Origin of the sequence: Actinacidiphila sp. bgisy160 (assembly GCF_965342435.1) — a bacterium.
In the GTDB taxonomy this organism is placed as follows: Bacteria; Actinomycetota; Actinomycetes; order Streptomycetales; family Streptomycetaceae; genus Actinacidiphila.
The window spans coordinates 61,776-74,807 of sequence record NZ_CBDRCM010000023.1 but is presented as its reverse complement, the minus strand read 5'-3'; the positions used below and the strand labels follow the sequence as shown (position 1 = coordinate 74,807).

Genomic DNA, 13,032 nt, shown 5'->3' with positions numbered 1-13,032 from the left:
GACTCCGGCGGGGAGCAGGCACAATAGTGCGTATGACGATCAGCTCCCCGCCGCCGGCCGGTCCGCGGCAACCGGGCGGCGACGCGCGTCCGCGGCGGCGTTCGCGGGCCGGAACCTGGATACCTCTGGGCGTGGCCGCCTACGCGCTCCTGGAGATCTGGCTGCTCATGCTGGTGGCCGGGACCGCCGGCGGACTGACCGTCCTCCTCCTGCTCGTGGCGGGCTTCGTGTGTGGCGCGCTGACCGTACGGCACGCCGGGCGCAGTGCCTGGCGGGCGCTGAACGAGGCTATGCGCCCCGGGGGGCCGGAGCGGGACGGTGCGGAGCGGAACTCCTCCGGCGCCGGGAACGGCGGGAGTGGCGCGGCGCCGATCATGGTCGGCGGCCTGCTGCTGATGGTGCCCGGCCTGATCTCGGACGTGGCGGGGCTGCTCCTCCTCTTCCCGCCGACCCGCTCCCTGCTGACGAGGGCGGGCGCACGGGCCCTGGACCGCCGGGCCTCCGCGGCACGCGAGCGGGGTGCGGGTACGGGCTCGCTGGGTGATCTCCTCGCCCAGGCGCGCGCTGCCGAGGAGCAGATGCGCATCCACCGTCCCGACGGCAAGGTCATCCAGGGCGAGGTCGTCGACCGCGCCCCGGAGCGGGACGACGAAAACCCCGGGCCGCGGCACTGAAGCCACGCTCGCCCGGGGCGCACGTCTGCCGGGCCCGCCCCTCACGGGCCCATTTTCTTCTGTCAGGCGGTCTTGCGGTTGTCGCGCGGATGCACCGCGATGTTCATGGCGCCGGAGCGCAGGACGGCCAGCCGTTCGGCCAGCACCTCCTCCAGCTCCTCGAGCGTGCGCCGCTCCATGAGCATGTCCCAGTGCGTACGCGCGGGCTTGGTCGTCTTCTCCTCCGGGCCCTCTCCGTCGACCAGGAGTGCGATCTGGCCGCATGCGCGGCACTCCCACTCCGGCGGAATCTCGGCCTCCACCGAGAACGGCATCTCGAATCGATGTCCGTTCCGGCATGCGTACTCAACGGTCTGGCGCGGTGCCAGATCGATGCCGCGGTCGGTCTCGTAGCTTGTCGCCCCGAGTCGCGTGCCGCGGAGAGCTCGCTCACTCATGAATCGTGCCTCCCGGGCTGTGTCGCCCACAGGACAGGTGTCGCTGTCGTCGTCATCCGGTCAACGTCCGGTCGGCGGTGAAGATTCCCGTTCTCGGGAGGTGCGTCGCCCGTCGTGCCGCCCCTTTTTGTACCCATCGACGCCCGTTTTGTCACATCTAACGAGAGATGTCACCCTGCGTTCTGGTATCTTTAGCGCGCAGTAACGGCCCGTCCGACGGCCAACGGCGTACACTACCGCGCCGCACCCATCCGCACTAAATCGTCTCGGGGACCGGATTGCCCGCGGCCGCCACCGCCCGCCGCATCGGTACCCTCGCCAGCAGCACGAAACCGACGACGAAGAACGCCACCAGGGACACGATCGCGTCCCGGTAGCTCCCGGTCAGCTGGTACGTCAGGCCGAACAGCAGCGGTCCCAGCCAGCTGGTGCCCCGGTCGCTGACCTCGTACACCGAGTAGTACTCGGCCTCCTTGCCGCGCGGGATGAGGTGCGAGAAGAGTGAGCGCGACAGCGCCTGGCTGCCGCCCAGGACCATCCCGATGGCCGCCGCCAGACAGTAGAACGCCACCGGCTCGCCGGCCGGCAGGAAGAAGCCGGCCCCGATCGTCAGCGTCCACGCCACCAGCGAGCCCAGCACCGTGCGGCGGGCCCCGTACCGTGCCGCGAGCCGGCCCAGCAGGAGGGCCCCGAAGACGGCCAGCACCTGCACCAGGAGGATCGCGCCGATCAGGGCCGTCTCGTCCAGCTCCAGCTCCTCGGAGCCGTAGAGCGAGGCCTGCGAGATCACCGTCTGGATGCCGTCGTTGTATATGAGGTACGCCAGCAGGAAGGCCAGGGTGAGCGGGTGGCGGCGCATGTCCCGCAAGGTGTCGGCGAGTTGACGCCAGCCCTGGCGCAGCGACCCCCCGGGCTTGGCGGGCCGGCCGGCGGACGGCCCGCCCGGCGCGGCGTCGCGCAGCCGCATCAGCGGGACGAGCGTGAAGGCCGCCCACCACAAGCCGGCCGAGGCCAGGCAGATCCGCACCGCCATGCCCTTGGAGACGCCGACCGCGTCATGCCCGAGGAACAGCGCCAGGTTGGCGACGAGCATCAACGCGCCGGCCGCGTAGCCGAACGCCCAGCCGCGCGAGGAGACCGCGTCCCGCTCGTGCGGTTCGGCGATCTCCGGCAGGAAGGCGTTGTAGAGGACCATGGCCGCCGCGAACGCCACGTTGGCGGCGATCAGCAGCGCGCCGCCGAGGAGGTAGCGGTCCCCGTTGACGAAGAACATCGCCGTCGTCGCCGCGGCACCGATGTACGCGAACGCCCCGAGCAGCGCCTTCTTGCGGCCCGTCCGGTCGGCGACGGCCCCGGCGAGCGGCATCACCAGCACCGACAGCAGCACGGAGGCGGAGACCACGTACGCGAAGTACGCGCCGGCGCGGACCGGTATCCCCAGCGGGTGGACATAGCCGTCCGGGCCCGCGGCGGCCTCCGCGATGTCGGTGAGGTACGGCCCCATGAAGACCGTGATCACGCTGGTGGAGAAGACCGAGTTGGCCCAGTCGTAGAAGTACCAGCCGCGCTGTACGCGCCGCCGCTCGCGCGCCGGGGCGGCGGTGCCGTCGTGCACCGCCGTGTCCTGCGCCTCGCCCGTGCTCACCCGTGGTTCCTGCCGATCCGTGTCGTGCGCCGTGCCGATGTGATCGGTCATGATGCCATCCACGGCCGGGGTGGGGGAGGGGGATCATCGGCCGGATTCCACCGTTCATCCGGCGGACGCCTTCCCGTCCGTCCGTCCCGTGCACGGGACTGCCCCCGGGGCGCCGCGTGGGCGGCCCGGGGGCAGGGTCGGTCTGTATCGCGGAGGTCCGCAACGATCAGGCGCGGCCGCCGTTCATGCGCCGGCGACGCAGCATGTAGACGCCGGCACCGGCACCGGCGACCAGGAACGAGGCGCCGAGCAGGGTCTCCGGGGTGTTCATGCCGATGGAACCGCCGAAGCCGGTGTCGGGGCCGCCGCCGTTGCCGCCGCCGCCGTTGCCGCCGCCGCCGTTGCCGCCGCCGCCGTTGCCGCCGCCGCCGTTGCCGCCGCCGTAGCCACCGCCGCCGTGGCCGCCCTTGCAGCCCTTGTTGCCGCGCCCGTAGCCGCCGCCGTTGTCGCCGCCGCGGCCGCCGCCCCACGAGTCGTCCATGTTGCGGCCGTCGTCGGACGCACCGCCGAAGCTCTGGGCGGTCAGGTTGTTGCCGTTGTTCTTGTCGTCGTTGTTGTCGTTGTTGCCCCCGTTGCCCCCGTTGTCGTCGTTGCCGTTGCCGCCGTTGCCGTTGCCGCCGTTGCCGCCGTTGCCGCCGTTGTCGTCGTTGCCATTGCCGTTGCCGCCCTTGCCGCCGTTGCCGCCGTTGTCGCCGCCGCGACCGCCGCCGTCGTTGCCGCCGTTGTCGCCGCCACGACCGCCGCCGCCGTAACCGCCGCCGCCGTAACCACCGTCGTCGTCGCCGCCCCACCACGACTCGCACCGGTCGTCGCCGCCGTAGCCGCCGTGACCGCGCCCGTAGCCGCCGCCGTGGCCGCCGCCGTAACCACCGCCGCCGTAACCGCCGTGGTCCTCGCCGCGGCCTTCACCGTCACCACGGCCGCCGTCGTCGTGACCCTTGCTCGGGTTCGGGCTCGGCGAAGCCCCGCTGCCGGTGACCTCGAACCGGCCGGTGTAGGTCTGACTTGGAGTGCAGGTCACAGTGACGGTGTGAATGCCGGGAGTCGCCCAGTCGGAGACCTTGAACTGGCCTGTTCGCGTGGAGTTGGCGGTCGGGTTGGTGTCGGTGGTCGTCAGCACGAAACTTCCGTCGGCGTCGCTGACGCCGTTGGCAGTCTGGCCGACGGCGCAGGCGTTGCCGTTGGTGGAGACGGTCACCGTCTCGCCGGTCTTGACGGCGAGCGGCGAGATGACGAGCTGGTCACCCGGGAAGGCGGACGCCATGGATGCCGGGTAGATCACGGCGGCGGCCGTCAGGGTCGCCGCCGCGAGAATGCGTGAACCACGCATGGGGGGAACCTCCTTGCGGACGGGGCAGGCGGGATTGGGGATCACCGCGACACGTACTGCGACCGCGTCCTTGAGATCCATGGCACGAGGGCGGAGATCTTCACGCACCTCGGAAACGGCACGGGCCTTCCCCCGGACGGGGCATCAGAATTCCGGCCCGAACAGCATTGTCGCAGGTGGGGAGGCATACCCAAGGCGGCGTCAGAAAAATGTGAAGAGCTCGTCAAACGGGTGACCGGCAGCAGGTGCGACGGCACATCAGACGACGACCAGTCAATCGACGTCCCTGTCAGGACTCTGCGACAAGCGCCCATCCCATTGCGTAGAGGCTTGCCGCAAGGGAATTTGGCGAGCCATTACCTCACGCGGATTCACGGGAACCGCTCATCACGAATGTTCACGCACCCGGCACGGGGTTTGGGCAACCCGGTCTCCCAGGGCCGCGACGCCGGCGCCCGACCCGTTCTTGCCGCGCCCGCCCCAGCCACGGCGGGTGGTCACGTGACAGGGCGCCGCCTGGCCTCCCCGGTCCGCGGTCCGCGGTCCGCGGTCCGCGCCCCGCGCCCCGCGCTTCCACGTACCCCGCGGGCCCGTGGCCGCGGAGGACGCCGTGGCGTGTGCACCGCGAACGCCGCCTGTCACCGCCGGTGTCAGCTGGTGCGGTTGGCGCCAGTTGCCCGACGCCCCGGCCGCAGGGCGGTCTGCGTCCAGGGAACTGCCTGGCACGCACCGGGCGCGCGCGTGGTACACGCTGCCTGTGGTGACGGCCAGCGCGCGCAGGCCGCCGCAGCCCGGCGCGCAAGGCTGGTGAGGGTCCATCAGGAAGTGGTCGGCATCATCGGCGCCCGTCCTGGCGACGCGGCACCGGATTGCCCCCGCTGCCGCAGTGCCGCCACTCGATCGGGTGGGGAGCACATTGCCCGGTTGGCGCTGATCCATCCGCGTTTGACGCATACTTCGGTTTAACATCATTTATGACGGACTGTCACTCATGACCTGCCGGTCGGAGCTGAAGGACTGCGATGCTGCGAAACTCCGGGGATCACACAACCCCCGTGCCCTGGTACGGACAGCCCGACGCCTGGTACGGGCAGCCCGACCCCTGGTTCGGCCAGCCGTTCGTGCCCGGGCACACGGGGGACGCGGCACGCGAGCCCGGCCGGCCGGGCCGCACGCCGCGGCCCCCGGCCCGGGACCGGCCCGTTCCCCCGGCCGCCACCCCGCAGGCGGGGGAGCCGCTCACGGAGAAGCCGAAGGAGAAGCCGAAGGGGAAGGGCAAACCCGCCGCGAAGGCGCAGCCTCCGGCGAAGGGCCCCGCGAGGAACCCGGCACCGCCTGCCGCGAAGCCGCCCGCGTCTGCTCCGGCGAAGGCGCCGGCCCGGCCCGCCGTCAAGGGCTCCCGTCCGGTAGCCGGTCCCGCACCGGCCCGGGGCGGGACCGCGGAGCCGACTCGGCGTCAGCCCCCGCGTGGTCCCGGTCGTCCGGCCGCCGCCGGTACCACCAGGCATCCCCGGCAGTTGAAGCTCACACGGCGCGGCCGCGGCGCGGTCGGGGTGCTCGTGTGCTCGGTCCTCGTGGCCGGGGTGGTGCTGACCTTCCAGGGCTTCGCCGGGATGGACGGTCCGCCCCAGCCGTCCGCCGCCTCCGCGGCGCTCTCCGACGCGGCGGCGATCAAGGCGCCCCCGCCGCTGCCGCCGGCCCAGCCGACGCGCATCCGCATCCCCTCCGTGAGCATCGACGCGCCGATCATGAACGTGGGCCTGGACAGCCGCGGAGTGATCGCGGCGCCGCCGCTCGAGAAGGCGGGAGAGGCCGCGTGGTTCAAGGACTCGGTCAGTCCGGGGGCCCGGGGCTCCTCCGTGATCGTGGGGCACGTCGACAACGAGAGCGGACCCGCGGTCTTCTACAGCCTCGGGGCGCTGAAGAAGGGCTCGACCATCGACGTGGTCCGGGACGACGGCACCACCGCGATCTTCACCATCTACGGCATCGAGGTGTTCACCAAGGCCGAGTTCCCCGCCAAGCGTGTCTACGGGGACACCAAGGACCCCGAACTGCGGGTGATCACCTGCGGCGGCACCTACAGCAAGGACTCGGGGTACTCGGGCAACGTCGTGGTCTTCGCCCGTATGTCCAAGACGAAGGCGGCCAAGGTGTGACGGCCGCCGGCGGGGCGGGCGGCGGGGACCGGCCGTCAGGTGGTCCAGGCCCCGCGTTCGGTGTACACCGTGCGCAGGGCCTCCAGCCGGTCGGTCATGATCCCGTCCACGCCGAGGTCCAGCAGGGCGTGCATCCGGGCCTCGTCGTTGATCGTCCACACGTGAACCTGCAGCCCCAGCCGGTGCGCCGTCGCGAGGAACGCGGCGTCGACGACCCGGATGCCGTACGCCCGCTCGGGCACCTGTACGCAGACCGCGCCGCGCCGCCGCGCCGCGGCCAGGAGCAGCCGCTCGGCGGCGCGGCCGCCCCGCGAGAGCAGCCGCAGGTCCGCCACGCCCCGGGTGCCCAGGGAACTGGCCATCCTGGCTCCGCCGAGCGCGCGGGCCCGGACCAGCCGGGCCTCGGAGAACGAGCCCACGCACACCCGGTCCCAGGCTCCGGCGCGGCGCACCGCCTCCACCAGCGGCTCGACCGTGGCGTCCGATTTGGTGTCCACGTTCCAGCGGGCGTCCGGGAACTCCTCCAACAGTTCCTCGAACAGCGGCACCGGCTCGCGACCCGCCACGCGGGCCCGGCCCACCTCGCTCCACGGCAGGTCCGCGATTCGCCCACGGGCGTCCGTGACCCGGTCCAGGGACGCGTCGTGGAAGGCGACCAGCACGCCGTCCGAGGTCAGGTGGACGTCGGTCTCCAGGTAGCGGTAGCCGAGGCCGACGGCCCGCCGGAAGGCCCAGGCGGTGTTCTCCAGGCCGTCCGCCGTGCCGCCGCGGTGCGCGAAGGCGATGGGAACCGGGCTGTCCAGGTACGGATGGAGTATGTCGCTCACTCCCGCAGTATGGCGCGCCCCTCCGCGGTGTCCGTCACCGGTTGCCCGCCGCGGGCGACGACCACGCAGTCGTCCTCCGTCCGGGACTTCGGCAGCTCGAACAGCTGCAGGAAGAACTGGGCCAGCGGCCCGATCGACACCGCGTAGACGACCGTGCCGACACCGACGCTGCCGCCGAGCACGAAGCCGACCGCCAGCACGGTGACCTCGATCGCGGTGCGCACCAGGCGGATGGACCGGACCGTGCGCCGGTGCAGGCCCGTCATCAGGCCGTCGCGGGGGCCCGGGCCGTAGCCGGCGGTGATGTAGAGGCCCGTCGCCACGCCGCCCAGCACCACGCCCGCCACCAGCAGCGGGATCCGCACGCCGAGACCGTGCGGCTGGGGCAGCAGGGCCAGCGTCGCGTCCATCGACAGGCCGACGACGAAGACGTTGGAGACGGTGCCGAGGCCCGGCCGCTGGCGCAGCGGCCACCACAGCAGCAGTACGAGCGCGCCCACCGCCACCGAGACCAGGCCGATGCTGACTCCGGTGTGCCGCGAGATGCCCTGGTGGAGGACGTCCCACGGGTCGAGGCCCAGCGCGGCGCGCACCTGCAGGGCCGCGCTCGCCCCGTAGAGGGCCAGTCCGGCGTACAGGTGCAACAGACGGCGTACGGTTCTGGATTGGCCCTCCATGGGACCCCCCTCTGGCCATGCGAGTCGATGCGCGACACTATGTGGCATGGTCCTGGGAGAATTCCATGGCCAATATGCGGAAGGTGGACCGGGAACCATGTCGCAGTGGACCGCAACGGTAGGGGTCACTCATCTCGCGCGCCTGCTGGAGCCCCGCCCGGCGCGGCGCGCCACCGGCCGCCGCGTCCCCGCCTACCGGGGGCTCGCCGACGGCATCCGGGTCGCGGTCCTCGAGGGACGCGTGCCCGTGGCCGCGCGGCTCCCCGCGGAACGCGAGCTGGCGCTCGCCCTCGCCGTCAGCCGCACCACCGTCGCCGCGGCGTACGAGGCGCTGCGCGCCGAGGGCTTCGCCCGGTCCCGGCGCGGCGCCGGCACGTGGACCGCCGTCCCGGACGGCCACGCCCTTCCGACCCGTGGTCTGGAGCCGCTGCCCCCGGACGCCGCGGGAACCGTCATCGACCTCGGCTGCGCGGCACTGCCCGCGCCCGAGCCGTGGCTGAGCCGCGCGGTGGAGGGCGCCCTGGCCGACCTGCCCTCCTACTCGGCCACCCATGGCGACTTCCCCGCCGGGCTGCCGGTGCTGCGCGAGGTCATCGCGGCCCGCTACACCGAGCGCGGCATCCCCACCCTTCCCGAGCAGATCATGGTGACCACCGGCGCCATGGGCGCCATCGCGGCCGCCGTGCGCCGCCTGGGCACCCCCGGCGAGCGCGTCGCCGTCGAGTCGCCGAGCTACGCCAACGTCCTGGAACTTCTGCGGGAGAACGGCGCCCGGCTCGTTCCCGTCGCCATGCGCGAGGGCCTGGGCGGCTGGGACCTGGACGCCTGGAAGCGGGTCCTGCGGGACGCGGCGCCGCGCATGGCCTACGTCATGCCCGACTTCCACAACCCCACCGGCACCCTCGTCCCCGACGACCAGCGCCGTGCCCTCGTCGAGGCCGCCCGCGCCGCCGGGACCGTCCTCGTCGCCGACGAGACCATGGCCGAGCTGCCCCTGGACGGGACGGCGTCCGCGCCGCGCCCGATGGCCGCCTTCGACCGCGGCGGCAGCGTCATCACCGTCGGCTCCGCGAGCAAGGCCATCTGGGCGGGGCTGCGTATCGGCTGGGTCCGCGCCGCGCCCGACGTCGTGCGCCGCCTCGTCAGCGCACGCGCCTACCTCGACCTCGGCTCGCCCGTCGTCGACCAGCTGGCCGTGGCCTGGCTGCTGCGGACCGGGGCGTGGGACGACGCGGTCGCCGCCCGCCGTGAACGGGCCCGCGCCCACCGCGACGACCTCGTGACCGCCCTCCGTGAGCGTCTGCCCGAGTGGGACTTCGCCGTCCCGTCCGGCGGCATGACCATGTGGGTGCGGACCGGCGACGTCTCCGGCTCACGCCTCGCCGTCGCGGGCGAGCGCCTCGGCGTCCGCGTTCCCTCCGGTCCGCGGTTCGGCGTCGACGGCGCCTTCGAGGGCTACATCAGGCTGCCCTTCACCGTCGGGGGGCCCGTCGCGCGCGACGCCGTCGAGCGCCTGGCGGCGGCCGCGCAGACCGTCCGTGACGGCGGCGGCTCCGAGGGCGAGGGCGCGGGGCTCTTCGTGGCCTGAGCCGGGTGCCCGGGGTGCCCCGGTGTGCCGGAGGCCGGGAAAGGGCCCGGGACGGCTCGCCGGGCGAGCCGTCCCGGGCGCGGGGACGCCGTCCGGCTCAGCGGCCGTCGGGGAGCTCCGTGAGGCGGAGACGGAGCTCGACCTCCTGGTCGCCGGAGACAGATCCCTGCTCCTCGAGGCGGAAGGAGTCGCCGAGCACCTTCTTGACCTCGCGTACATGGCGGGGCCCGCCGGAGAGGTCCGCGGTCAGGGCGCCGTCGAGGTGCACGGGGCCCAGTTCGTGGCCGTGGCTGCGGGTGTCGACGGAGGCGGCCCACACGGTCGGGTGGGAAGACCCGGGCCGCGGCTCCACGGCCTCGGTCAACGACTCGCCGGGACGCGTCGGGAAGGCGGCCTCCAGCGCGCCGAGCACGGCTCCGGCGTCCCCCCGTTCGCAGTCGGTGAGGAGGACGTCGACGTGGGAATTGGTGTGGTGACTGCTCATCAGCGGTTCTCCTCTCGCGGGAGGCCCGGCACGGTACGTTCGCCACCGCAAGCCGCGCCCCTCTTCAGCGTAGGACGGTGACCGGGTACCCGCAGCGGTCGCCCGGGTGCCGCCCCGCGGGTCGGACGGGGAGGAGGCCGGCGCGCCGTATGGCCGCACCGGCTCAGGCGGGGTGGGCTCCGCTTCGAGGGCGTCGACCAGGGGGGCCGGCTCCGGCTCCGCGGACGCCTCGGTGGGTTTCGTGCAGGGCGCCGTCGTTCGTGGGGCGGGCCTCGGCGAGCAGGGCGAGTCCCGCCTCGCTGACCTCGGTGTGGATGCCGCCGGCGGTCGGTCACGCAGAGGTACCGGGTGAGCGGGCCGCGGTCCTCCAGGCGCGCCACGAGCCGGGTGGTGGCGCTCTGGCTCAGCACGACGGCGTCGGCGACCCGGGTCATGCGCAGGTGCCCGCCCTTGCCCGCGTGTGGCGGCTGAGCACCTCGAGCAGCGAGAGCTCCCGCACGCTCAGCCCGTGCGCACTCTGCGGCGCCCGCTCGACGTGCGCCTCGATCCTGTCGTGCAGCCGCGACAGGGCGGGCACCACCTCTGGGCCGGTGCGACGGGTGCGGGGTCGGTGACGCTCGTACCACGAGAACAGTGGACCGCGACGGTTTCTCGCGTATGCAATAGGTGGCGCCCGCAACGACCGGTGGCGGCCCCCGCGCGCGAGCGGGGGCCGCCACCGGCTCGGGCGGCGGCTAGAACGTCAACTTCCAGCTGTTGATGTATCCGGTGTCCTGGGACGCCACGTCCTGCACGCGCAGCTTCCACGTGCCGCCCGCGACCTCGCTCGACGCGTTGACCGTGTACGTGGTGATCACGTTGTCCGCGGAGTCGCCGCCGCTGGAGTTCTTCAGCCGGTAGCTGCTCCCGTCCGGGGCGACCAGGTCCACGACGAGGTCGCCGCGCCAGGTGTGCCGGATGTCCACGCCGACCGCGAGGGCCGCGGGCGCGTTGCCACTGACACCGCTGACGGTGATCGAGGACGTCACGGCCGCGCCGTTGTCGGGGATGGCGACGTCCGCGGTGTTCTCGAAGACCGTGCCGGGCGGGGGAGTGGCGGCGGTGCCCAGGGTCCAGATCGCGTGGGCGATCGCGTCGCTGTTGTTGTCGAGGGCGGTGTCGTTGATGTTCGACGTCGTGTCGCAGGAGGAGTGGTAGCAGCGGTCGAAGGCCTGCCCGGCCGTGCCGCCCCACTTCTGCGCCTGGGCCGAGGTCTTGGTGTAGTCGGCGCCGGAGAACAGCCCGCCGACCGGGATGCCCGCGTTCTTGAAGGGCGCGTGGTCGGAGCGGCCGTCGCCCTCGGTCTCGATCTCGGTCGCGATGCCCTTGGCGGTGAAGAAGTCCTTGAAGACCTTCTCCAGCGCGGCGTTGTCGTCGTAGACGAAGTAGCCCGGGTTCGGCGAGCCGATCATGTCGAAGTTCAGGTAGCCGTCGATCCTGGCCCGGTCGGTGGAGGCCAGGCCGTTGACGTACGCCTTGGAGCCGACCATGCCCAGTTCCTCGGCGCCCCACCAGCCGAACCGCAGATGCTTGGTGGGCTGCAGGTTCTCGCGCGCGACGGCCAGGGCGGTCTCCAGGACCGCGGCGGAGCCGGAGCCGTTGTCGTTGATGCCGGGCCCCGCGGTGACCGAGTCGAGGTGCGCCCCCGCCATGATCACGTGGTTGGTGTCGCCGCCGGGCCAGTCGGCGATCAGGTTCCAGCCGGTGGCGCCGCTCGAGGTGAACTGCTGGAGCGCGGTGGTGTAGCCGGCGGCGTCGAGCTCGGCCTTGACGTAGTCGATCGAGGCCCGGTAGCCGGCTCTGCCGTGGGCCCGGTTGCCACCGTTGGCGGTGGCGATCGACTGCAACTGGCTCAGGTGCGCCTTGACGTTCGCCACCGGGATGTCGGGGGCGGCGGCGAGGACGGCGGGCCGCGCGGAAGCGGGTGTCGCGGAGGCGGTGAGCAGGGCCGCCGCGAGCGCGGTGGCGGCCCCGGCCGCGACGATCTTGAATGCGGGCACAGGTCACTCCGGTGTGTGGGGGATGGAGTTGCGCGGGACTGTGCGGGCGGTGCGGAGGCATGTTTGACGTGTGCATGCCTGGGCGCATCCTGTGGGGCGCGGGGCCTTCCGTCAAGAGCGCATACCGGACGCCGCGTTCCGGGAACCGGGCGCGCTAGGGTCGTGACATGGCTGACGACGAAGGCCCCGTGCGGGTCGACGCCTGGATCTGGTCCGTACGGCTCACGAAGACGCGCTCCATGGCCGCCACCGCGTGCCGCGCCGGGCACGTGCGGGTCAACGGCGAGCGCGTCAAGCCCGCGCACGCGGTCCGCCCCGGTGACGAGGTGCGGCTGCGCGGTGCGGGGCGCGAGCGGATCGTCGTCGTCACGCGCCTGGTGCGGAAGCGGGTCGGCGCGCCCGTCGCCGCCGAGTGCTTCGTCGACAACAGTCCTCCGCCCCTCACCCCGGAGGAGGTGCCGGCACCCGTCGTCCGCGACCGCGGCACGGGCCGGCCGACGAAGCGGGACCGGCGGGAGATCGAGCGGCTGCGCGGCACGCGCTGAGGCGGGGCCGGACGGCCGCTCACCCGGCGGCGGTGGCCAGGAGGCGGAGCGCGGTCAGGTGCGCGCGTGCCCCGTCGAGCTGCGGTCGGCCGGCCGTCCCCTTCCGGCCGGCAGCGCCTCGCCGGAACGCTGCTCCTGCGCGGCACCCCCCGGTCACCCGCGAGGGCCGGCGCCTCGGCCAGGCGGAGCCGGCACAACCCCGCTGCCACGGGATGACGCGGGCCGCTCAGCACGGTGAGGGCGGCCTCGAACTCAGCGACCGCCGCGGCGTGATCGCCCAGCAGGACGAGCAGGTCACCGAGGTCCCCGTGGGCGTCGGCGGTGCCCGGCGCGTTGCCCAGCTCCTCGAACAGGCGCAAGGCCGTACGGTGGCAGGCCGGCGTGCCCGTCGTGTCCCCCTCCTCGCGGGTCACCCGGCCCAGTCCGCACAGCCCGTACGCCTCGCCCAGCCGGTTGCCGGCGCGGCGGTGCACGGCCATGGCGTCCTCGGCCGCGGCGAGCCGCGCGGGGCACCCTGCTCCACGGGGTGATGCGGGCCGGGTGTCCGCCCCTGCCGCGCGGACGGGGCAGGGGCTC

12 protein-coding genes and 1 pseudogene are annotated in these 13,032 nt (G+C 73.3%); 5 read left to right on the top strand and 8 right to left on the bottom strand.

Features of this window, described 5'->3' with window-relative positions:
* The first annotated feature begins 32 nt into the window (after nt 1–32).
* Nucleotides 33–674, top strand: coding sequence for an FxsA family membrane protein (gene fxsA, locus ACRWNP_RS19615; RefSeq protein ID WP_431963049.1), 642 nt, complete (start codon nt 33–35; stop codon nt 672–674).
* A gap of 62 nt (nt 675–736) precedes the next feature.
* Here the strand turns inward: fxsA and ACRWNP_RS19610 are convergent, their stop codons facing one another.
* From ACRWNP_RS19610 to ACRWNP_RS19600, 3 genes are all read right to left on the bottom strand, one after another.
* Complete coding sequence (locus ACRWNP_RS19610) at nt 737–1,111, bottom strand: RNA polymerase-binding protein RbpA (protein WP_431963047.1); 375 nt, start codon at nt 1,109–1,111, stop codon at nt 737–739.
* Nucleotides 1,112–1,367: 256 nt separating this feature from the next.
* The gene (locus ACRWNP_RS19605; protein ID WP_431963045.1) at nt 1,368–2,807 is read right to left on the bottom strand and encodes an MFS transporter; all 1,440 of its coding nucleotides are present in this window, start codon (nt 2,805–2,807) and stop codon (nt 1,368–1,370) included.
* Between the two features lie 166 nt (nt 2,808–2,973).
* Nucleotides 2,974–4,137 carry a hypothetical protein gene (locus ACRWNP_RS19600; protein WP_431963043.1) on the bottom strand — a complete coding sequence of 388 codons (1,164 nt, stop codon included), beginning with the start codon at nt 4,135–4,137 and terminating at the stop codon, nt 2,974–2,976.
* 1,517 nt (nt 4,138–5,654) lie between these two features.
* Between ACRWNP_RS19600 and ACRWNP_RS19595 the strand changes: the two genes are divergently transcribed.
* A complete protein-coding gene (locus tag ACRWNP_RS19595; protein WP_431963041.1) occupies nt 5,655–6,296 on the top strand; it encodes a class F sortase in 642 nt (213 codons plus the stop codon).
* A 35-nt stretch (nt 6,297–6,331) separates the two neighbouring features.
* Here ACRWNP_RS19595 and ACRWNP_RS19590 read toward each other — a convergent pair whose 3' ends face one another.
* Nucleotides 6,332–7,123, bottom strand: a complete 792-nt coding sequence (locus ACRWNP_RS19590) for a glycerophosphodiester phosphodiesterase (RefSeq protein ID WP_431963039.1) — start codon at nt 7,121–7,123, stop codon at nt 6,332–6,334.
* Nucleotides 7,120–7,800 carry a YczE/YyaS/YitT family protein gene (locus tag ACRWNP_RS19585; protein ID WP_431963037.1) on the bottom strand — a complete coding sequence of 227 codons (681 nt, stop codon included), beginning with the start codon at nt 7,798–7,800 and terminating at the stop codon, nt 7,120–7,122. Before ACRWNP_RS19585 ends, ACRWNP_RS19590 begins: the two co-directional genes overlap by 4 nt.
* 97 nt (nt 7,801–7,897) lie before the next feature.
* Here ACRWNP_RS19585 and ACRWNP_RS19580 point away from each other — a divergent pair, with 97 nt between their 5' ends.
* Nucleotides 7,898–9,388: a PLP-dependent aminotransferase family protein gene (locus ACRWNP_RS19580; RefSeq protein WP_431963035.1), complete on the top strand. Its 1,491-nt coding sequence runs from the start codon at nt 7,898–7,900 to the stop codon at nt 9,386–9,388.
* A gap of 97 nt (nt 9,389–9,485) precedes the next feature.
* On the opposite strand, the gene ACRWNP_RS19575 is transcribed toward ACRWNP_RS19580, so the two are convergent.
* The 3 genes and pseudogenes from ACRWNP_RS19575 to ACRWNP_RS19565 form a co-directional block, all read right to left on the bottom strand.
* Entirely contained in the window at nt 9,486–9,872 is a 387-nt protein-coding gene (locus ACRWNP_RS19575; protein ID WP_431963111.1) for a hypothetical protein, read from the bottom strand.
* Between the two features lie 168 nt (nt 9,873–10,040).
* Nucleotides 10,041–10,535 (bottom strand): annotated as a pseudogene (locus ACRWNP_RS19570) (MarR family winged helix-turn-helix transcriptional regulator); the annotation flags it as partial.
* A gap of 71 nt (nt 10,536–10,606) precedes the next feature.
* Nucleotides 10,607–11,911, bottom strand: coding sequence for a M28 family metallopeptidase (locus tag ACRWNP_RS19565; protein ID WP_431963033.1), 1,305 nt, complete (start codon nt 11,909–11,911; stop codon nt 10,607–10,609).
* Between the two features lie 167 nt (nt 11,912–12,078).
* Between ACRWNP_RS19565 and ACRWNP_RS19560 the strand changes: the two genes are divergently transcribed.
* Nucleotides 12,079–12,456: an RNA-binding S4 domain-containing protein gene (locus tag ACRWNP_RS19560; RefSeq protein ID WP_431963031.1), complete on the top strand. Its 378-nt coding sequence runs from the start codon at nt 12,079–12,081 to the stop codon at nt 12,454–12,456.
* A gap of 212 nt (nt 12,457–12,668) precedes the next feature.
* The gene (locus ACRWNP_RS19555) at nt 12,669–12,986 is read left to right on the top strand and encodes a hypothetical protein (RefSeq protein WP_431963029.1); all 318 of its coding nucleotides are present in this window, start codon (nt 12,669–12,671) and stop codon (nt 12,984–12,986) included.
* Nucleotides 12,987–13,032: the final 46 nt, after the last annotated feature.